The organism is Parachlamydia sp. AcF125, assembly GCF_018342475.1.
GTDB lineage: Bacteria > Chlamydiota > Chlamydiia > Chlamydiales > Parachlamydiaceae > Parachlamydia.
Genome location: NZ_JAEMUD010000005.1, coordinates 1 through 21,157, shown reverse-complemented (window position 1 = coordinate 21,157; position 21,157 = coordinate 1). Strand labels below are relative to the sequence as shown.

At 41.6% G+C, this 21,157-nt stretch carries 12 protein-coding genes and 1 tRNA gene; 2 read left to right on the top strand and 11 right to left on the bottom strand.

The features are described 5' to 3' along the window. The first annotated feature begins 103 nt into the window (after positions 1-103). Together folD and PARA125_RS08890 are read left to right on the top strand one after the other, a co-directional pair. Positions 104-985, top strand: coding sequence for a bifunctional methylenetetrahydrofolate dehydrogenase/methenyltetrahydrofolate cyclohydrolase FolD (gene folD / locus PARA125_RS08895; protein WP_213158539.1), 882 nt, complete (start codon positions 104-106; stop codon positions 983-985). Then, on the top strand, positions 982-1,989 hold the full coding sequence (locus PARA125_RS08890; protein ID WP_213158538.1) for an FAD:protein FMN transferase: 1,008 nt from the start codon (positions 982-984) through the stop codon (positions 1,987-1,989). The genes folD and PARA125_RS08890 overlap by 4 nt, the downstream gene beginning before the upstream one ends. On the opposite strand, the gene PARA125_RS08885 is transcribed toward PARA125_RS08890, so the two are convergent. The 11 genes from PARA125_RS08885 to PARA125_RS08835 form a co-directional block, all read right to left on the bottom strand. Next, on the bottom strand, positions 1,990-2,493 hold the full coding sequence (locus tag PARA125_RS08885) for a SycD/LcrH family type III secretion system chaperone (protein WP_213158537.1): 504 nt from the start codon (positions 2,491-2,493) through the stop codon (positions 1,990-1,992). Positions 2,494-2,666: 173 nt separating this feature from the next. Continuing rightward, complete coding sequence (gene xerD, locus PARA125_RS08880) at positions 2,667-3,581, bottom strand: site-specific tyrosine recombinase XerD (RefSeq protein WP_213158536.1); 915 nt, start codon at positions 3,579-3,581, stop codon at positions 2,667-2,669. Beyond that, the gene (locus PARA125_RS08875; protein WP_213158535.1) at positions 3,578-4,093 is read right to left on the bottom strand and encodes a hypothetical protein; all 516 of its coding nucleotides are present in this window, start codon (positions 4,091-4,093) and stop codon (positions 3,578-3,580) included. The genes xerD and PARA125_RS08875 overlap by 4 nt, the downstream gene beginning before the upstream one ends. A gap of 3 nt (positions 4,094-4,096) precedes the next feature. Beyond that, the gene (locus PARA125_RS08870) at positions 4,097-5,719 is read right to left on the bottom strand and encodes a glucose-6-phosphate isomerase (protein ID WP_213158534.1); all 1,623 of its coding nucleotides are present in this window, start codon (positions 5,717-5,719) and stop codon (positions 4,097-4,099) included. Positions 5,720-5,838: 119 nt separating this feature from the next. After that, positions 5,839-6,882, bottom strand: a complete 1,044-nt coding sequence (locus tag PARA125_RS08865; RefSeq protein WP_213158533.1) for a hypothetical protein — start codon at positions 6,880-6,882, stop codon at positions 5,839-5,841. 11 nt (positions 6,883-6,893) lie between these two features. After that, entirely contained in the window at positions 6,894-7,598 is a 705-nt protein-coding gene (gene trmB, locus PARA125_RS08860) for a tRNA (guanosine(46)-N7)-methyltransferase TrmB (RefSeq protein WP_213158532.1), read from the bottom strand. A gap of 57 nt (positions 7,599-7,655) precedes the next feature. Continuing rightward, on the bottom strand, positions 7,656-8,495 hold the full coding sequence (rsmI, locus tag PARA125_RS08855; RefSeq protein WP_213158531.1) for a 16S rRNA (cytidine(1402)-2'-O)-methyltransferase: 840 nt from the start codon (positions 8,493-8,495) through the stop codon (positions 7,656-7,658). A 21-nt stretch (positions 8,496-8,516) separates the two neighbouring features. Next, a tRNA-Cys gene (locus tag PARA125_RS08850) sits at positions 8,517-8,588 on the bottom strand. A 296-nt stretch (positions 8,589-8,884) separates the two neighbouring features. Beyond that, positions 8,885-12,553: a HEAT repeat domain-containing protein gene (locus PARA125_RS08845; protein ID WP_213158530.1), complete on the bottom strand. Its 3,669-nt coding sequence runs from the start codon at positions 12,551-12,553 to the stop codon at positions 8,885-8,887. A gap of 83 nt (positions 12,554-12,636) precedes the next feature. After that, complete coding sequence (locus PARA125_RS08840; protein WP_213158529.1) at positions 12,637-14,919, bottom strand: hypothetical protein; 2,283 nt, start codon at positions 14,917-14,919, stop codon at positions 12,637-12,639. 303 nt (positions 14,920-15,222) lie between these two features. After that, positions 15,223-21,141, bottom strand: coding sequence for a HEAT repeat domain-containing protein (locus PARA125_RS08835; RefSeq protein WP_213158528.1), 5,919 nt, complete (start codon positions 21,139-21,141; stop codon positions 15,223-15,225). Positions 21,142-21,157: the final 16 nt, after the last annotated feature.

Below are 21,157 nucleotides of genomic sequence, written 5' to 3'. Positions count from 1 at the left end.
ACTAAAAAATTAAGAGCTTCGGCGTGGGAGAATAAGGAGGAGATTCTTTACTGGAAGAATTATTCTTTTTAAGTTATTTTTACTTCCTTCACGAGGAGAAATTATGATCATTGATGGGGCAAAAATTGCAGCTAAGATTCAGCAGGAACTTTTCGATTCTATTAAGCATTTGCATGGTCGCCCCCCTTCCCTGCACGTGGTGATTGTCGGTCACCACCCTCCTTCTGAAATTTATGTCAAACGCAAGACAGAAGCCTGCTCTAGAATTGGCATTCTTTCACACACCCACCGTTTTTCTGCAGAAATTACAGAAAATGAACTTTTAGCGCATCTTCAGAAATTAAATGCAGAAGCTGCAGTGGACGGAATTTTGGTGCAGCTTCCTTTGCCAGCGCATATCCATTCAGGCCGCATCACCCAAGCAGTGGCTCCCGACAAGGATGTAGACGGATTTCATATGATCAATTTAGGAAAACTCCTGATTGGTGACCCATCCGGATTTATCCCTTGCACCCCTCTTGGCATCCAAACCTTGCTGACTCGCTCCTCTATTGAAATTTCAGGAAAGCATGTCGTAATAATAGGCAGAAGCCAGATTGTGGGGAAACCGATGGCCACTTTATTAATGCAAAATACCCCTCAAGCTAATGCAACTGTGACGGTGGCCCATAGCCAAACAAAAAATTTGAAATCGATTTGCCAAACAGCCGATATTTTAATTGCAGCTATAGGCCAGCCCCGTTTTGTTACCGAAGACATGGTCAAAGAAGGATGTGTGGTCATAGATGTAGGAATCAACCGTGTGGCGGCTCCCCACCTTCCCAAAGGGTATGAGATTGTGGGCGATGTCGATTTTCAAAATGTGCAACAAAAATGCGCATTCATTACCCCGGTGCCTGGCGGAGTAGGTCCCATGACCATTGCGATGCTGCTAAGCAACACCTATAAAAGCTACTGTCTTAGAGAAGGGCTACAGTCAACATGAAATATTGGCTAACCCTCTTTTGTTTTTTAATCCTCTCCTGTCAAAAACCCCCTTCCCTCTACCAATTTACTGGCCAAGCAATGACGATGAATTATCGTATCTTGATTGGTCATTCTCTTTCGCCTGTTGAGCAAGAGCAAATTAAAGCAACTATTCGGGCGATCTTTGATGAAATTAATTTCACGTACAACAAATGGAACCCCGCTTCAGAGCTTAGCAAGCTTAATCAGCTCCCCGCCTATGTTCGCGCTCCCTTGTCCCCTGCCCTCAGCCAATGTTTACAAACAACCGAAAAAATTGTGCATCTAAGCCATGGCAAATTTGATCCGACCATTGAAACGATTCAAAGGATTTGGAAAACTCATCTAGCTGAAGGAAAAGCCCCCTCCTCAGAAGAAATTCAATCTGCACAGGAAAGTACTGGCTGGAGTAAGCTTCACTTCGATCACAACGAATTTTGGAAAGAGCATGATAAAACGCAACTGGATTTAGGAGGCATCGCTAAGGGGTTAGCGATTGATCTCCTTGTTGAAGAGTTGAACCATTTAGGATACAACAACGTGTATGTAGAATGGGGCGGAGAAATCCGCACAAGTGGACAACACCCGGGAAATAGAGCATGGCGTATTTACATTCGGCACCACGAAACTCAAGAGGCAGCCCGAGCATTAGCTACAGTTGAGCTAACAAATCAAGCGATTGCAACCAGCGGGGATTACCTGCAAAAATGGACCCTCACAAACGGGGGAGAAAAAACCACCTATTTTCATATTATAGATCCTATTACAGGTTCCCCTCTGATTTCTCAACCAACAACCATCGCTAGCGCAAGTGTACGTGCACCTACCTGCGCATACGCAGATGGCCTTGCAACTGCAGCGATGCTTTTCTCCAATCTAGAAGTAGCTAAAAAATGGGCACAAGAGCTAGAACAGCAAGACCCTCAGCTCCATTTTTGGCTGTTGGCTTCTGATGGCGCCTTTTATATCACAAGTCGAGAATGATTACCCATGCCTTAGAAGTAAATCTCTGGCTGCTTTGGCCTGCTCTTTAAGGCTGGCATATTCTACCGAATCGTCTGCATAATCAATTGCAAGCTGTAAAGCTTCGAGTGCACTTTTGCGATCATGGACTGCAAATAAACATTTTGCTAAATAAAAATAGGGCACAGGGCTGTCCAATCGATTAATGGCCGCCATTTCATAGGCATCGATGGCAGCTTCCCAATGACCGCTTAACTGGGTGGCCATTCCCAATCCCAACCAATAATCGTGATTATGGGGATTTAATGTTGCTAAAAAAAGAAAAGCATTTGCGGCATCTAGGTAGCGTTTTTTTTCAAACAAGTAATAAGCTGCCTGATAAAATTTAGCCATCGTTTCATCAGAAAATTCCATGATTTCCTGCGCTGTCTTTCCTGCAGCGATCTGCTTTTTTAACCAAGCTCTATCTTTCAGTTTTTGTTTCACTTTTTTAGAAAGTGTGAATTCACTGAAGCGATCATCCATAAATATCTCAAAATCCTTAAGATCAAATGAAAAATAACATCAGGCGGCTTGCATTTTTTCCCTAAGAGCAAACTAAAATTCGGATAAGCCTATCTTACCTTTTAATAACGAATCACGCGGTTGCTGTAAAAGAAATTTTATGGCGTAATGCAAAAAGATTGAATCTTAAAGAGTTAGTTCCATTTAGGGTGAAAACGGTGAAAGGCTTCTTGAAGATGGGCGCTACTTACACGGGTATAGCGATCTGTGCTGCTAATGTTTGCATGCCCTAATAAATCTTGAATAACCCTTAAATCCGCCCCATTATTAAGTAAGTGAGTCGCAAAGGAATGGCGCAAGGTGTGAGGGGAGATGGTTTTTGTAATACCGGCTTGTTGGGCATATTCTTTTATTGAGCGCCAAACTGAGATCCGATCTACTGGCTTTCCCTTTAAAGTGACAAATAAAGATTGTTCTTTCTCGCTATCCCACTGCCAACGATAACGGTTTAAATAATCATCCACAGCCTTGATAGCTTTACTACCCACAGGCACCAGCCGCTCTTTGCTTCCCTTTCCATACACACGTACATACTGGTCATCCATCGAGTAAAGGGTTAAAGCACACACTTCGGATACACGCAAGCCAGATCCATAGAGGAGCTCGAAGATGGCGCGATCGCGTACTCCTTTTGCAGTCTCATTGTCGGGTTGTTTTAGCAAAAGATCTACCTCTTCAATATCTAAAATATCGGGAAGGATCTGCCAAAGTTTAGGACTTTCCAATAAAAGGCTAGGGTTTTGGGTGACGGTGCCTTCTCTTTTTAAAAAAGAGAAAAAAACTTTTAAAGAAACCAGCGTTCGTGACAAGGTGGAGGTCGCATATTCTGCCGCTTTTAAAGTGCTTAAAAAAGCCACCACATGCTCAGGCTCAATGGCATTAAAACTGCATATGCCTTGCTGCCAAGCATGATTAGCAAAAGTTTGCACATCACGCATATAAGCTTCAATTGTGTGGGATGAAAGCCCTTTTTCTGAACGAATAAAAATAAGAAAATCTTTAATTTCTCGAAAAAAAGAGGCGTGTGAACTCGATTCTTTTTGCTTCATGAACGTAGCTTATTGGATAGGCGAGCTTGTAAATCTAAAATTTTTTCCCTTTCTAAATGCACTTTTCGTACAGAAAAAGTCTCTTCTGATAAAGGATCTTCGTATAAGTGTACTTCTTGTCCATTTTTTTCATGAAAGCAGTGGCGCAAAACAATTTTCCGTTTACGTACAAGCCACAAGGCTAAAATAAAAGCCTCGTCTTCTTCTCCCACTGTTTTAGCGGCATTTCTAAAAAGCTCCATGGCTTTTTCTTCGTAGGTAATTAGAGGCATCCCCCCTTTTATAGAGGAGTTGGGGACTTTTGATTTCCAATACGCGGCATTATCATCCGTTATTTTCCCCTCCTTTTCCCAACAATTCAGACAGTAGTCTTTGCGTTGAAATTCAGTTATTTCAGATGTTTCAAGCAGCACTGAACAATACTCCATACCTGGTGTAAAAGGTTCGTGCCCGAGCGCACAGGCGGCCTGACGTTTAGGAACTTCAATTAGAAAAGGAAATTTAATAGCCATAAATCAATGGAGGGTATCTAAATGTTTTAAAAAAGCTTCTCCAAGAGGATAAGACTGTTTAGGTGTTTTAGTCGACCCTTTTTTAGATGCAAAGCACGCGATAATCTGATTGGCCAGCACCTTTCCGAGTTGAACACCTTCTTGGTCAAAAGAATTAATATTCCAAATAAACCCTTGAAAAGCTACTTTATGCTCATAGTAGCTTAAGAGAGCTCCTAGAGATTGAGGATCAAGAGATTTCCCTAATAAAATATGAGAAGGCGTATTTCCTGGAAATACTTTATTTGGGTTTTCATTCGTTTGCCCCAAAGCCAATGCTAAAGATTGGGCAAACAAATTAGATAGCAACTTTTCACGCGAAGAGGTGCCTTTTAGCATAAAATCGTCCATTTGTCCTTCTTTAAAGCCAATAAGTTCTAAAGGAATCGTAGCTGTTCCTTGGTGAATAAGCTGAAAAAAAGAATGTTGGGCATTTGTGCCAGGCTCTCCCCAAATAACTGGGCAGGTTTGGAAATCTACCGGAATTCCATACCGATCGATCCTTTTGCCATTAGATTCCATCTCCACCTGCTGAATATGGGCGGCAAAGCGAGAAAGAGGTTGAGCATAGGGAATGAGAGCCAAGGTGGGATAACCCAGGAAATTATGGTTCCAAATGGCAAACAAAGCCCCCAGAAGAGGCAAATTACGATTTAAATCTTTGCTAAGGGCAATTTTATCCATCGCATTTGCCCCTTTCAACAATTCCCAATAGACCTCAAATCCAAAGATGAAGGAAAGGAGGACTCCTCCTCCCATGGAAGTGGCAGAATAACGCCCACCAATCCATTCCCACATGTGAAAAGATTCTAAATACCTTTCAGGGTCATCTAACGGGCTACCGGGAACGGTCACAGAAATGAAGTGATCTTCAGCTCTTAGTCCCTGCTGCTGAAAGCTAGCACGCACCAGCTCTTCATTTGTTAACGTTTCAAGAGTTGTCCCTGACTTAGAAACGACTAAGACTAAGCTCTTCTTCAAATCCACTTCACGCAAAACTAAAGAGGCATCATCAGAATCGATATTACTAATAAAATGGATGTGCCGCCCTTTTTTTTGCAAATACTGTAAAGCTAGGTAAAGGGCTTTTGGGCCAAGATCTGATCCTCCTATTCCAATCACTATGAGATCTGTAAAACGATTTTCCTTGTCGAGCTTTTCCATAAATCGCTTAAGCTTATCGACTTCTTTGCGAGCTAAAGCTGTGGCTTCTACTGCTTTCTCCCCTTTTTGGGGTTCTTCAAAAAAATCGCGAGTGGCCGTATGCAAAGCAGCACGGTTTTCGGAGGGGCACCCATCAATCTTATTGACAGGCTCGCCAGACTGCATCTTTTGCATCTCTTCCAAAACTTTTCTTTCTTGGGCGAGATCAAACAGAGCTCGCAAAGTTTCTTCAGTTACTTTTTCGGTGCCGTATAAAAGCTTATAACCCCCCGCTTCTGCATAAAATTTGGACAAACGGGCAGGTGTTAAAACACCTTCTTTACGTAAATCAAGAGGGTCTTCTGCCAGCTTTTTTAATCGGTCAACGCTTTCTAATTGATTGAAAGGCTGCTTATGAACGGTTTGTAGGTTTGCAGACGCCATGATATAAACTCTCCAGTGAGGTAAAGATGGATGTATCATTTACCATGCGGGTTCAGCTTATTTTGATCAAGTGAGAATATCGCAGATACTCTAATACAAACTATAATGAAATGTCTGCTTTACAAAATTTTTTCTTGCCATTCTTTAAAAGAAAGCTCTTCAGGGACACCTAAGGGGTATCCTAAAGAAACAACTTGCCCGCCAGCCGCGCAAAATCCCATCAATTTACGCTTTCCTTCAGAGCTTAAGCAATCTGGCAATACAAATAGCGTATCCAACTCATCCCACTCGTGAGTCATATTTTGTTCTGAAATGACACGAAAAGGAATCGCTTGGATGTTTAATACTTCAATCACCTTGCTAAAGTATCGAAAATGGACAGATTGCTCTCGTTTCAAGGAAGGCAAGCATATCGCCATTTTTTCTTGATTTTGAGTAGCAGGATAATAAAGAGCGTTATTTTCCCATCTCATTGCTGGGTTTCCTATCAGGGATCCCTTAACCCCCATTTCGAAGCGGGGAAATCGTTCTTTTAACAATAGCTGCATTTGCAATGCAGGATCTTGAATAGAGGTCGCATCCATTAAAAGAAATAAAGGAAGCACTTGCGACATATGCCCTGCTAGCAAATCGACATAGTCTGCTGCTAAGTCACGGCAAAAAAGGGCACCTAAGGACTTAAGGGCTGCCTGTGAAGGATTAACCTCCTTAAAAGATTCAACAGATAAGCCACTCTCCTGCTGAAATTTTTCCACCTCTCCGAATAAATCTTGCAGCCAATTTTGAAAGTGAGCAACGTGCTCAGGCTCCCACGAAAAATTTTCACTTAAATCGGCATTCCCTTTGTAAATACAGAGCCCAAGACTATGTTCATGAAATTCTAACCACGGACCTTGCAAGAAATGCTCCAAAGATAGCCCAAGAGATAAAAACTGCGTGCGATGAGAAATCGGTTTTAAAAGTGCAGAAAACAAACCTAGCCGCATTTCCCAAAAAATAGTCAGCCCTTCTTCAATGCACTGAGACGCCCATTCTTTTTCTTTTTTCCAGTCTAAGTTTCCTTTTACTGTTCCATCTAGAGAAATTAATACAGCCTGATATCCTGAGGGAATTTCAGAAAAAGGGGTAGCTGAGGGATAAATTTTAATTTGCCGATTTTCCATAAACATCTACTTTAAAATGAACTGGCAGCTTCCATCCCCTTCTTTTGAAAAAGGTGATAACGGATGGCTCTTCCCTGATCTTTCCACAATTGTTCAAAATAAGAACTTCCATAGTTCCCTCCATCTTCCTTATAATAAGGAGCGGGGAGAGAAGAATTAAAATCCACACACTCTTTGACAACTTCTATCATCTGAGCCGAATATTCGGTCGAGTCTGTTACCAATGTCAAAGAACCCGAAGGCTTTAAGATGCGCGCCATTTGTTGCACAAACACAGGTTGAATAAGGCGGTTTTTCGCATGGCGCTTTTTCGGCCAAGGATCGGGGAAATTAACGTAAATGGCTTCCACGCTACTCTGCGGAAAAAAACGTTGAGTGGTAAATAGCCCCTCCCCGCTAATCACAACAAGGTTAGAGAGCTTCAAATTTTTAATTTTTGCCCAAATCTTGCGCACCCGATCAAATTTCTTTTCAACAGCCACCCAATTAATGGAAGGATTTTGGGCGGCTTTTTCCGTAATCCAGGCTCCATTTCCACTGCAATATTCCACGTGTACAGGCGCAGAATTGCCAAATAAGCAGGGATCTTCCCAGCCGGGGAACGAAAAAGGATCTGAGTCAGAAAGCCCTTTTAAGGGAATGTACCACACCCGATCTTCGATTAAAATTTTACGTTCCCCTTCCCGAAAAGGAGACTTTAAATCTTCAGGCTTCATTTTATAACACTCTAACAAAATAAATGAGAAAAATCATAGCGCATGAAAGATTATGACTCAATCGCTAATTTCTTTTTCAGAAAGGCACGATCGGTATAAATTTCTTTTTGGAATACCGCGCATTTCAGCGGCAAGCTTGATCGCTTCTTTTTTGGAAAGGTTATATTGGTTTTCAAGAAACTGCACATGCTCTTGAGGCGTCAATTGCTCCCAAGGAAGAGACTTGGCAGCCTCTTCTTCCCCTTTAATCATGACCACCACCTCCCCTTTTAAGGGATGCAGTTCCCAATGGGCGAGCAAAGCTTGCGCAGTGCCCCGGCAAACTTCTTCAAACTTTTTAGTTAGCTCACGCGCAACAACCAGCTGTCGTTGAGGAGCTAAAGTATGCATGGTTTTAAGAAAATCTAAAAGGCGGTGAGGCGACTCGTAGCAAATAGTGGTGCCTTCATATGGAAGAATCTTCTGAAGAGTTTTTTTTAGTTCTTCTGATTTCCTTGGTAAAAAGCCACAAAATTGGAATAGGTCAGTTGGCAGCCCTGAACAGGCCAACGCTGCGATTGCTGCGCAAGGCCCAGGAATGGAAACCACTTTGACCCCTTTTGCCACGCACTTTTCCACAAGGCGATAACCAGGATCGGAAATAGAAGGGGTTCCGGCATCTGAAATTAATGCTATTTTAACTCCTGTGTGTAAAGCAGCTAAAATTTCTTGCTCCTGAGCAGACTCATTAAATTTATGGAAACTTTTAAGAGGCTTCACGATTTCATAATGGTTTAGCAAAATAGCACTTTGACGCGTATCTTCGCATAGAATCAGCTCGCACTCTTTCAACAAACGCAAGGCGCGCAGTGTGATATCTTCTAAATTTCCAATGGGAGTTGCAATTAGATAAAGCATAAGAGAACTTAAGGAAAGAAAAGGTGGCACCCAGATTCGAACTGGGGAATGGAAGCTTTGCAGGCTTCTGCCTTACCACTTGGCCATGCCACCGTTGATGAACTCTACGTTATACCTGACCTTCCATGATCCAGTCAAGGGAATTTAGAAAAACATGCAGAACTGACGCATTAAACTTCTATAGAGTACGTTATTCTTTATCAACCTCTCCTTTCAAAGCTTAAAAAAAGCAATCTATTCACCAAATTTTCGGAAAAAGTGCTTACAGGGAGCTTTTTTAATGCATCAGTTCTGACTTTATCACTAGGTATTCAAAGCGAGCTTACCATACAGCCTTTGTCTTTTGTACCAATGCTCTAAAAGCAATGGTAGCAATTCCTTTTTTAGCATCAGACCCGATCTTTGGGTCTTTGAAAACTTTCCGTTGTGCTAAGGTTATCTAACCTTTTCCGCCATAAAGCAAGCTCCGTAGGTAATTTTTCTCTTATTTCCTCATAGCTAAGCTCTATTGTATGTGCAGATAAATAAGTTGTTCTTTTGTCAGAAATTGTAAGTTTTTGATCTTTCACTAACAAGCTGTTCTCAATAAAGAAACAGGCTGTAGTGATTAAAGAAATTTTTTTTAGACTTATCTCTAATAAAGTATTTTTATTGGTTTCCTTTAGAACTTCGGTAGCAGACCGTCTGGCATGAAAATCACCTTCTTTGAGCATTTGGACAAGGCCAACTAATGCCTCCTTAGGAAGCTTATTTCCTTGATTTGCCAGTGCTCCTAGAGCATCAATATCAGAGAAAACAGAATTGTCCTCCTTGAGGATTTGGACAAGAGCAACTAATGCCTCCTCTGGAAGCTTATTTCCTTGTTGTGCCAGTACTTTTAGAATTTGGACAGCAAAAAATTTGGCATTAGGATCGCCCTCCTTGAGGTTTTGGACAAGAGCACTTAATGCTTCTTTAGGAAGCTTACTTCCTTGTTGTGCCAGTACTTTTAGAACTTCGGCAGCAGAAACTTTGGTACCCAAATCACCCTTCTTAAGGGCTTTGATAAGAACACCTACAGTCTCCTCAGAAAGCTTACTTCGTGGTTTTGTCAGTACTTCTAGAACGTCGGTAACATCAGCTTCTACGGCGGAACCGCCCTCCTTGAGGTTTTGGATGAGAGCACCTAATGCTTCCTCAGAAAACTTTCTTCCTTGTCGTGCCACTATTCCTAGAGCTTGGGCAGCAGAAAATTTGGCATCAGAATCGCCCTCCTTGAGGATTTGGATAAGAGCACCTAATGCTTCCTCAGAAAACTTACTCCCTTGCTGTGCCAGTGCTCCTAGAGCGTTAGCAGCAAAAAGTGAGGCAACAACGCCGTCCTCCTTGAGGGCTTGGATAAGAGCAACTAATCCCTCTTCAAGAAGCTTATTTCCTTGCTTTGCCAGCGCTCCTAGAACATCGGCAGCAGAAAATTTGACACTAAGATTGCCCTCCTTGAGGGCTTGGATAAGAGCACCTAATGCTTCCTCAGAAAACTTATTCCCTTGCCGTGCCTGTGCTCCTAGAACATAGGCAGCAAAATCTCTGGTACAAAAATCGTCCTCCTTGAGGATTTGGATAAGAGCAACTAATCCCTCCTCAGGAAGCTTATTTCCTTGGTATGCCTGTGCTTTTAGAACTCTACCAGCAGAAAATTTGGCATCAGAATCGCCCTCCTTGAGGATTTGGATAAGAGCACCTAATGCTTCCTCAGAAAACTTATTCCCTTGCCGTGCCTGTGCTTCTAGAACATCGGCAGCAAAACGTTTGGCATCAGAATCGCCCTCCTTGAGGATCTGGACAAGAGCATCTAATGCTTCTTCAGGAAGCTGGCTTCCCTGTTGTGTCAGTGCTTCTAGAACATTGGCAGCAAAACATTTGGCATTAAAATCGCCCTCCTTGAGGATTTGGATAAGAGCAACTAATCTCCCCTCAGGAAGCTGGCTTTCCTCGTATACCAAAGCATTAGCGACATGCTGTTTAATATGATTATTGCCTTCCTTTAAGACTTGGATGAGAGCATCTACCGCTTCTTTAGCAGCCTCATCTCCTTGCTTTGCCACTGCGATTAGGACAACCAAGGCGAGGCGCCTGACAAAAAAATCGTTATCAGAATTCTTAAGAACTTCAATAATAACTCGCACAACGCCTGTAGCTAACCTTTGCCCTGTTCTTATGACTTCTGGTAAGTTTATGAGCGTTTTTTGCCTAGTGTGTGGATTGGATAACAGTCCTTCAATAAAAGTTATTACGCTAGAATGATTGAAGATTTTTTTATTCTTAAGCAGATGTGTAAAGTCTAAATCTAACAAAGAGAGATGAGCCATATAGTCTTTCACAAGCTCAATAAAGCCTTCATATTGCTTCACTAAAGTAGGATCCTGGCACTCCTCAAAACACTCAGCAATTAAATTAATTTCATTTCTGATAACTAAGTCTCGTGGTTCGGCAAAAAGATCGTCAAAAAAAGGCTGGAGCGCAGCTGAATAGTGCCGGCTGCTTGAGGCAGCTAGAGAAATATAACCTGCAATCATGCGCAAAACAAGAGCGTAGCGGGGTTCAAATTTGTACTTTTGCACAAATTCTTGGCATGCTCGCCTTTCTCCTTTAAGGTATTGATTGGCAATTTTTGAAGCAGTTAAAAACTCTTGGAAGGTTAAGTGTATAAAATACCCTTTTTCTTCAGCTTCAGGGATACGCATAAGTCCACAATCTGTAAGCTCATTGGATAAAATTTTGTTACCCCTAAAGTGCTCGATGTCTGGCTTGCTTAGATAAAGGGTATTGTTTTCCATAGCAAAATCGGCCATTTCTTCAAAAGCGGTAGCAATATTGGCTACTTCTGGATTTTGACGCAGATTTTTCTCAGCCAAAATTTGCTCTTTAGTTTGTTTGGATTGTCCTTGGTCAATTCTTCTTAAAAGAAACCACTTATACATCCAGTTAACTACGCGTGCATAAATGCTCGTCATGGTAAAGGATTGCTCAGTATCAAAAACCTGGAAGCTTTCATTAAAGAAACAACAAAGAAGCGTTAAGTTAATTGGAATTTGTGCCAGACTTAGCACCTGAGGAGAAGTATTTAATAAATGATTAAGCTTCTGTTTTTTCTCTTCGGCTTGAACGTGTTTAAAAAATCTATCGCTATAACGTTTAACCCCTTCTTTATCAAAACCTAAAAGCTCTAGCTCACAAGAGCGGTTAAAAGAGCAGCTTCCAGGTCGTGAAGTGACCAGAATATGGGGAAATAACTCTTTTAGCTCCTTAAAGGCTTTAGCAAGACTGGTGTTCCCTTGTGCCTGTGAGGAGAGTTCGTCATAGCCATCTAAAATAAACAGGGTTTTTTCCCGAAAAGCAGAATCGTGTATGCAAGCTTCAATGACTCGACGATCGATTTTGCCGGCATATTCTCTAGCAATAAGATCAGCTGGAGTATACTCTTTATCAGCAGGATACTTCCTTAAAGTCAAATTTCTTAAGGGAATCCAAAAGAGGTAAGAAAAAATCCCTTGCCAAAGATCCCCTTTTGCCCAACGATAAGCGATATAATGGCATAAGGTGCTCTTACCACTTCCTGCAGCTCCTTGGAGATAAATTCTTTTACGACCCTTTTTTACAAGGTTTTCTTGTTCGAAAAGCTTTTCAAGTTCGATAGTCTGCTTAGGCTTGAAGATAGTTTCATAAGTTTGGATGCGACCATCTTGTAAGTAATCAGAATGTTTATCAAGTGCTTGGTCGCGTGTTTTTCTCTCCTCACTCTCAATCATCGCTAAACGCACATAAATTTCTTCTAAAGGCACTTTAAATTCCCACTCTTGCTGTGCTTTCATTCTGAAAATAGAAAGGGTTTCTTGGGAAAGGTAATAGTTTCGAAGAGAGTTAATGAGATATTGCGGATCTAGTTCTGTCTGAGATAAGGGCGGTTCTGCACAATATTGAATGGTAGGACCAGCATGTATATACAGCTGAGAATTCTGCTCTAAATGGATATGTTTAGCGCTAGCCTGGGAATTGACAAACCCAGGCTTAGTTGGCAAAACGGGATAAAGAGCACTATACCCTTTAAAACTGTGCTCGCGGCAATTAACCCCATCAGGAGGCCATTGCTCCGATGGATGATTTACTTTGGTTTTTTTTTAAAAAACCCTTCTGTTAAATTACGAGATGCTTCCTCAGAAGCGCCTGCCACAACGGCAGATTGAGAACCTGCGCCCCCCTCCATGTAGCTTACCTCTGCCTTTCCTCCTTGCGAAGCCATCACCAAGTTTGTGGCATCTTTATCCAACTTATGATGTTCATCTTTAGCAATCCCTCCGCTACTAGATGCGGGAAAGTTGGAATTTTGCAGAGGCTCTGGATGGGAAATAGCAGGAGGTAAATCTTCTCCCTCCTTCTTTTCTGCAGCTAGATATCTTAAAGGGATGCTTGGATTTTGCCCCCATAGGTACCCTTTTTTGTCTAATCTAGAAACGCAAACTAAACCGATTAATTTAGCGCTAAGCGATAGGTAAAGCTTTTTTTCGTTTTCAAAATAACGCTTTTTTTCATCTTCATTCGAGAAAGGATATAATTTTTGGATTAACTCAAGTGTTTTTTCAGGCTTTTTGGCATCTAAAATCGCATTGTCTGATTTGATACAATGGATAATTTGAGCTTGGTGGTTTAAAAGAGCTAACTCTTCCTGCTCTAAAGTACTATACGCGTTTTGCCTTACCTGCTTAGATTTAAGATAGGTAAATTTGGGGAGATGCTTCCCTTTTCTTCCTTTCGCTAAAGCTTTTATAATCTCATTTGTAAATTCGGCATGATGTCCACTAAAAACTAGGTTAAAAATCCGCTGCCCATACTTGGCTGTATAGTAAGCCACCGCTTCAGGGGAATATTCTTTATGAGTTAATTCTTTAGTATGCAAAAGCTTAAAACCTACTTGCTGCAGAGCTGAGCCTAGAAGGGTTTGTTGAGAAATGGCAAGGTCTTTAACACCGCTTTGTCCCTTAACCACATGATACACAGCCGAGCGACAAACATAAGCCTCGTTGGCAAATGTGTTTGCTAAAATTTGATAGAATTGATAGTCCACTTGCAATCGAGCTATTTCTTGGATGTTTTGGCGCAATGTATCTTTCAGATTGTTGCAGCTTTTTTCTAATAGAGCGCAGTTTTTTTGTTTTCTTTCAATAAGCGCTTGGATCTCTTCATCATCGCTATTCTCGCCTAATCTTTTTAAAGCAACCAATTCTTTACTTAATTTTGTTTTTTCTGCGTCTAATTGATTAATTAAGGCCTGTTTTTTGCTCTTTAAAGTTAAGATTTGTCCACGGCAAGTCGCACATTCTTCCAAATACTCCACATACAGTCTGTTAAGGGCCGCAACAGGTATGTCTTGTTTGCGTACGGGAATAGAAAATTCTGATACCGTTATGCCTTGAATTTTAGCCGCCAGTTTTGCTAAATGGTTGCCATGTATTTCTTCTACCTTTTGAAAAATGGCGTCGTAATCCTGCTGACAGCTTGAGATATGGGTTTCTCGTTCCTGTTTAGGCAATGCTGAAAATTCTGCTTCAGGTATTTCTCTTAGCTGCTCCTTGGCTAGCAGCTTAAATTTTTGCCATTCCTCTTCTTCCAAACTACAACGCAGAGAAAATAAACTGGCGGCCATTTCTTGCACGTGTTTTTGATGTTTATACTTTTTAAATATTTTGGTAAATTCTTCTTCCGAAAAAAGCCTCTCTCCATGAATGGAGGGATTATTTTCTTCGTCGTGCAGAAATTTGGGATAACTTTCTTGGTCATTTGCTAGGGTATCGATATAAGCATTCGAATCTCGCTGGGAAGAAGAGGTCATTTTAAATAGCTCTTCGGAAATGGTATAAAACCCCTCAATCACCGCATTGCTGATCCGCCCTTCAAAATCGGGCCCCTTGGTTTTAATTCTTGCTTCTGCCCGCTCAAAAAAAGAACATTCTCCTTTAAAAGTAGTCTGTATGGAAGTGTCAATATCGGAGGTTAATTTACGGCTTCCCGGAGCTTTAATCGCAATGGTGCACTTCGCAGACTTGTCTAAGCCTGTAGGCAACTGAAGTGTTTTCTGCTCGACTATAAAATGATACCAGGTGGCCGTAAAGGCATACCTACCCTGCGAAGTTTTGGCTAAATCACCTGTGATTTCAGCACTTAAATTAAAATAGGTGGCAGGAAATATTCTTAAAATCGCTTCTCGATAACTGGCATAATCGACTATATCGCGATCTTTTATATGCTCTTGCATCTGCTGCGTAGCCTGCAGCTGGGCCTCTTCCCCCGGACGTATAGTCATGACGTATGTGCTTTTAAGGGTTTCCCAATCAGTGCCTCCTAACTTTTCAAACCGTTGGATCGCTGGAAAATCTTGTGGAATAGACATAATAATCTCTCTGTTTAATGCAATACTATTTGATGGAAAAAACAAGCTATAAAAGCTTGGAGAGTGGTTCTCGATTTATTTCCATTTTCTCATTCATTACAAGGGAAAAACTAATTAAAATTTTGGTTTCATGCAAGTTTTTTTAACTGAAGGGGCGTAAACAAATATGAAGCATTGGCGAAAATCTTACCAACGGATTTGTTTACATTAAATTACCACTGTAGGAATAGTTAAGAGGTTCGATTAAAAAGCCCTCCCTTTGCGTGAGCGGTCGAAAATTATTAGCAATAATTCCTTTTGACATCAGGCTCGATCTGTGGATATTTGAAAGTTTCCCCTCGGACTAAGTTTATCTAACCTCTCCCGCCATGCAGCAAGCTTCGTAGGTAGCCGTTCCCTTATTTCCTCGTACGTGAGCGCTAATCTCTCTTCGCATGCATAAGTTATTCTTTTATCAGAAATTTGAAATTTTTGATCTCTAACTGAAAAGGTGCTCTCAGTAAAGAAACAAATTTCAGCGATTAAAGTAAATGCCTCACTACTCATTTTTAATAATGCATTTTTATCAATTTTTTTTAGAGCCATTGCAACGCCATAACTATAGCCTTCTTTGAGCGCTTGGATGAGAGCGATTAATGCTTCTTTCGAAAGCTCACCTCCTGATGTTACTATTTCTACTAGGATACGAGCAACAGAACCTTTAGTCCAATCATCGCTCTCTTTGAGAGCTTGGATAAGAGCAGCTAACGCTTCCTTCGAAAGCTCTCCCCCTTGCTTTGCTACCGCTTCTAGGGCATTAGCAGAAGAATGTTTAGTCCAATCATCGCCTTCTTTGAGCGCTTGGACGAAAGCAGCTAGTGCTTCTTTCGAAAGCCCTCCTCCTTGCTTTATTATTGCTTTGAGGGCATGAACAACAGAATCTTTAATCAAATCATCACCTTCTTTGTGAGCTTGGATGAGAGCGGTTAATGCTTCTTTCGAAAGCTCACCTCCTTGTTTTGCTATTGCTACTAAGGCACGAACAGCAAAGTCTTTAGCCCTATTATTGCCTGCTTTGAGAGCTTGGATGAGAGCAACTAGAGCTTCTTTCGGAAGCTCACCTCCTTGTTTTAGTATTGTTCCTAGAACGCGAGCAACAGAATCTTTGATCCTACTATCGCCCTCTTTGAGGGCTTGGATGAGAGCAACTAGAGCCTCTTTCGGAAGCTCACCTCCTTGTTTTAGTATTGTTCCTAGAACGCGAGCAACAGAATCTTTGATCCTACTATCGCCCTCTTTGAGGGCTTGGATGAGAGCAACTAGAGCCTCTTTCGGAAGCTCACCTCCTTGTTTTAGTATTGTTCCTAGAACGCGAGCAACAGAATCTTTGATCCTACTATCGCCCTCTTTGAGGGCTTGGATGAGAGCAGGTAGAGCTTCTTTCGAAAGCTCACCTCCTTGTTTTAGTATTGTTCCTAGAACGCGAGCAGCAGAATCTTTGATCCTACTATCGCCCTTTTTGAGGGCATGGATGAGAGCAGCTAGAGCTTCTTTCGGAAGCTCACTTCCTTGTTTTGCTATTGCTTCTAGTGCATTAGCAGAAGAACATTTAGTCAAATCATCGCCTTCTTTGAGGGTATAGATGAGAGCGGCTAGCACCTCTTTCGGAAGCTCACCTCCTTGTTGTGCAACTATTCTTAGGACGCTGGCAGGATAACCCTCAATCCTGCTAGTGCCTTCTTTGAGAGCTTGGATGAGAGCAGCTAACGCTTCTTTCGGAAGCTCACCTCCTTGTTTTGCTATTGCTTCTAGTGCATTAGCAGAAGAACATTTAGCCAAATCATCGCCTTCTTTGAGGGCTTGGATGAGAGCAGCTAGCGCTTCCTTCGAAAGCTCACCTCCTTGTTTTGCTATTACTTCTAGGGAACTAGCAGCATAATCTTTAGCCTGAGCGTCGCCTGCCTTGAACACTTGGATGAGAATGGCTAACGCTTCCTTCGAAAGCTCATCTCCCCGTTTTGCTATTTCTACTAGAATACGAGCAGCCCAATTTTTAGCCTCACTATCGCCTTCTTTTAACGCTTGAATAAAAGCGGCTAACGCTTCTTTCGGAAGCCCACCTCCTTGTTTTGCTATTGCTTCTAGGGCCCGAATAGCATAACCTTTAGTCCAATCATCGCCTTCTTTGAGCACTTGGATAAAAGCCGCTAACGCTTCTTTCGAAAGCTCACCTCCTTGTTTTGCTATTACTTCTAGGGAACTAGCAGCATAATCTTTAGCCTGAGCGTCGCCTGCCTTGAACACTTGGATGAGAATGGCTAACGCTTCCTTCGAAAGCTCATCTCCCCGTTTTGCTATTTCTACTAGAATACGAGCAGCCCAATTTTTAGCCTCACTATCGCCTTCTTTTAACGCTTGGATAAAAGCGGCTAACGCTTCTTTCGGAAGCCCACCTCCTTGTTTTGCTATTGCTTCTAGGGCCCGAATAGCATAACCTTTAGTCCAATCATCGCCTTCTTTTAACGCTTGGATAAAAGCGGCTAAAGCCTCTTTCGGAAGCTCACCTCCTTGTTTTGCTATTGCTTCTAGAGCATTAGCAACAGAACCTTTAGTCCAATCATCGCCTTCTTTGAGCACTTGGGCGAAAGCCGCTAAAGCTTCTTTCGGAAGCTCGCTCCCTTGTTTTGCTATTACTTTTAGGGCATTAGCAGCAGAACGCTTAGTCCAATCATCGCCCTCTTTGAGCGCTTGGATGAAAGCGACTAGAGCTTCTTTCGGAAGCTCATCCCCTTGCTTTGCTATTGCTTCTAGCGCTCTAGCAACAAAACGTTTAGCCCAATCAGCCCCTTCTTTGAGAGCTTGGATGAGAGCAGTTAGGGCTTCTTTCGAAAGCTCACCTCCTTGCTTTACTATTACTTCCAGGGCATTAGCAGCCAAAAATGCCTTTTCCTTTTCTTTGAGCATTTGAATGAGAATGGCTAGCGCTTCTTTCGAAAGCTCACCTCCTTGTTTTGCTATTTCTCTTAGGACACCAACAGCAAAAACTTTAGTCCCACCATCACCTTCTTTGAGAGTTTTAATGAGAACGTCTAGCACTTCTCTCGAAAGCTCACCTCCTTGTTTTGCTATTACTCCTAGTACACTAGCAGCATAACCTTTAGTCTTTATATCGCCTTCTTTGAAGGCTTGGATGAGAGCAGCTAGCGCTTCTTTTGAAAGCTCATCTCCTTGTTGTGTTATTGCTCCTAGTGCCCTAGCAGCATAATCTTTAGCCTCACTATCGTCTGCTTTGAGAGCTTGGATGAGAGCAGTTAGGGCTTCTTTCGAAAGCTCGCCTCCTTGTTGTGCTATTGCTCCTAGTGCACTAGCAGCATGGCCTTTAGTCTCTATATTGCTTTCTTTGAGGGCTTGGATGAGAGCAGCTAGCGCATCTTTCGGGAGCTCACCTCCTTTCCTTGCTACTTCTTCCAAAGCCAAGGTAGCAAGCCTTTTAGCATTAGAATCTTTTTTAGAATCCTTAAGTACCTCAACCACCAATCTTACCATTTCTGAAGCTAAGCTTAGTCTTACAATGCTTATTAAGATGTTTAGCGTATTTTCTCTTATCTGTGGGTCGGATAACAATTCTGTGATAGTGCGCACTATCTCGGGATGGTTAAGGAGATTTTTATTTCTTAGCAATCGTTCAAAGCCTAAGCCTAGTAAACAGATAGACTTAATATAGTCTTTTACAAGCTCAATAAAACCATCGTACTGCTTCACTACTCTAGGATCTTGGCACTCCTCAAAACACTCGGCAATTAAATTAATTTCGTTTCTGACAGCTAAATCTTGCGGTGCAGCAAAAAGATCGTCAAAAAAAGGCTGAAGTGCATCCGCATAGCGACGATTAGTTGAGGCAGCAAGAGAGAGGCTACCAGCCATCATACGCAAAACGAGAGCGTAGCGAGGTTCAAACTTATACTTTCGCACAAATTCTTGGCATGCTTGCCTTTCTCCTTTAAGGTATTGATTGGCAACTTTTGAAGCGGTTAAAAACTCTTGGAAGGTTAAGTGTATAAAATATCCCTTTTCTTCAGCCTCAATGTCTGCTTCAGGGATGCTCATGAGCCCGCAATCTGTAAGCTCATTGGATAAGATTTTGTTGCCCTTAAAGTCTTCGATTTCTGGCTTGCTTAAATAAAGGGTGTCGTTTTTCATAGCAAAAGCGGCCATTTCTTCAAAAACGGTGGCAATATTGGCTACTTCTGGATTTTGGCGTAGATTTTTCTCGACTAAAATTTGCTCTTTAGTTTGTCTGGATTGTCCTTGATCAATTCTTCTCAAAAGAAACCATTTATATACCCAGTTAACTATCCGTACATAAATAGCACTCATCGTAATAGGTTGCTTAGTATCAAAAACCTGTGTATCTTCATGAAAGAGACAGCAGAGAAGCGTTAGGTTAATCGGAATTTGCACCAGACTTAGTACCTGAGGAGAAGTATTTAATAGACGGTTAAGCTTCTGTTTTTTCTCTTTGGCTTGAGCATGTTTGAAAAATCTGCCAACATAACGCTTAATCCCCTCTTTATCAAAGCCTAAAAGCTTTAACTCACATGAGCGGTCAAAAGAGCAGCTTCCAGGTCTTGAGGTAATAATAACGTGGGGAAATAACTCTTTTAGCTGCTCAAAAGCTGTAGCTAATAAGCTTGTGCTTGCTTGAGCATCTGCTGGAAGCTCATCATAACCATCTAGAATAAGAAGGGTATTTTGTAGAAAAGAGGGTTCGTTTATACAGGCTTCAATCACCCTGCGATCAACTTTGCCGGCATATTCTTTTGCAATTAGGTCAGCTGGAGTATACTCTTTATCGGGGGGATATTTTCTTAAAGTCAAATTTCTTAAAGGAATCCGAAAAAGGCAGGTAAACATGCCTGTCCAAAGCTTCCCTTTTGCCCAGTGATAGCTAATATAGTGACAGAGGGTACTTTTACCAATGCCCGCCGCGCCTTGTATAAAAATTCTTTTGCGAGCTTTTTTTTCAAGGCTTTCAAGCTCAAAAAGCTTTTCAATTTCAACCTCTTTTTTAGGCTTGAAAATAATTTTGAAACTCGGAATGAGAGTATATTGTAAACACTCAGAACATTCATTCAGGGCTTGGTCCTGCGTTTTTCTTTCTTTATTTTCAATAACGCCTAAACGCACATAAATTTCCTCTAAAGGCACTTTAAGTTCCCACTTTTGCTGCGCTTTGATTCTGAAAATAGAAAGGGTTTCTTGAGAAAGGTAATAGTTTCGAAGAGAGCTAACCAACATTTGGGAACTTAGATTTGCCTGAACTAAAGCCTGTATAATAGCTTCATTTTCAAAAATAAGCGCTAAGGCTGTTTTTTTCTTATGATTTAAGATATTGAGGTTTGCTCCTTTTTTTACTAAGGCTTGGGTAATTTTGCAGTAGGAGCCTTCAGCTTTAACAGGAGGCTCACCCCACCCCATAATTACTAAATGTAAAGGAGTATTTCCCTCTCTATCTTGTTGATCCAGCTGAAGCTTGTTTGTAATTTGGCCTAACAAATATTCAAAAATCTTCTCGTTTCCTGTAGATGCAGCTAAGTGTAAAGGTAGCTGGCCTTTGCTATTTTTAGCTTCTATAAGTGTATAGTCATATTGCAGTAAAATCTTAACGATATCGATGCAATCTTTTTCTGATTGACAAGCATGGTGCAAAACATTATTTTGAAAACTATCGAGCTTTTTAAAATCCGCTCCCTGTGCAAGCAGAAATTTCACGAGAGATATAGCTCCTGTCTTGGCAGCTGCATGCAAAGGGGTTTCTTCGATCAATTCTCCTGCTAAGTCATTGAGCTGAGATTTTATGCTTGGCCTTTGAGAGAAAAGATAGATAAAAATACTTAGGTTTTCCTGAGCCACAAAATAATGAAGCAAGGTTTCTCCCTCTTTTAAGCTTCTCTCTAATCTGTCCAGGCCTTTATCAAGTGCTTGCCGATCAAATTGATATTCCTTTATTTCAAGCGTGCAATGCAATTCATAAGCTGTAGCCAGATAAAAGAGCCCATGTAGAGCAGCTTCCTCTTCTGCCTCTTTTAAAAATTTATGCCCTTGAGCAATTAAATCTTTTATGCAGCTGGGGCACTTTCGTTGCAATAAATCCTTGAAACGTTTGTTAAGCTCTCCTACTGCCAACCTAGTGGGCAGCACAGCTCCCTGGTATTGAATGAAAGGATTAACTTGCATAATCATGGTCGCATCTTCCTCT

Coding starts and splice junctions, on each gene's coding strand:
- xerD (WP_213158536.1), bottom strand. CDS start 3,581: ATGAAGCAAAAAGAATCGAGTTCACACGCCTCTTTTTTTCGAGAAATT.
- trmB (WP_213158532.1), bottom strand. CDS start 7,598: ATGAAGCCTGAAGATTTAAAGTCTCCTTTTCGGGAAGGGGAACGTAAA.
- PARA125_RS08840 (WP_213158529.1), bottom strand. CDS start 14,919: ATGTCTATTCCACAAGATTTTCCAGCGATCCAACGGTTTGAAAAGTTA.
- PARA125_RS08835 (WP_213158528.1), bottom strand. CDS start 21,141: ATGATTATGCAAGTTAATCCTTTCATTCAATACCAGGGAGCTGTGCTG.
- PARA125_RS08875 (WP_213158535.1), bottom strand. CDS start 4,093: ATGGCTATTAAATTTCCTTTTCTAATTGAAGTTCCTAAACGTCAGGCC.
- PARA125_RS08890 (WP_213158538.1), top strand. CDS start 982: ATGAAATATTGGCTAACCCTCTTTTGTTTTTTAATCCTCTCCTGTCAA.
- PARA125_RS08885 (WP_213158537.1), bottom strand. CDS start 2,493: ATGGATGATCGCTTCAGTGAATTCACACTTTCTAAAAAAGTGAAACAA.
- folD (WP_213158539.1), top strand. CDS start 104: ATGATCATTGATGGGGCAAAAATTGCAGCTAAGATTCAGCAGGAACTT.
- rsmI (WP_213158531.1), bottom strand. CDS start 8,495: ATGCTTTATCTAATTGCAACTCCCATTGGAAATTTAGAAGATATCACA.
- PARA125_RS08870 (WP_213158534.1), bottom strand. CDS start 5,719: ATGGCGTCTGCAAACCTACAAACCGTTCATAAGCAGCCTTTCAATCAA.
- PARA125_RS08865 (WP_213158533.1), bottom strand. CDS start 6,882: ATGGAAAATCGGCAAATTAAAATTTATCCCTCAGCTACCCCTTTTTCT.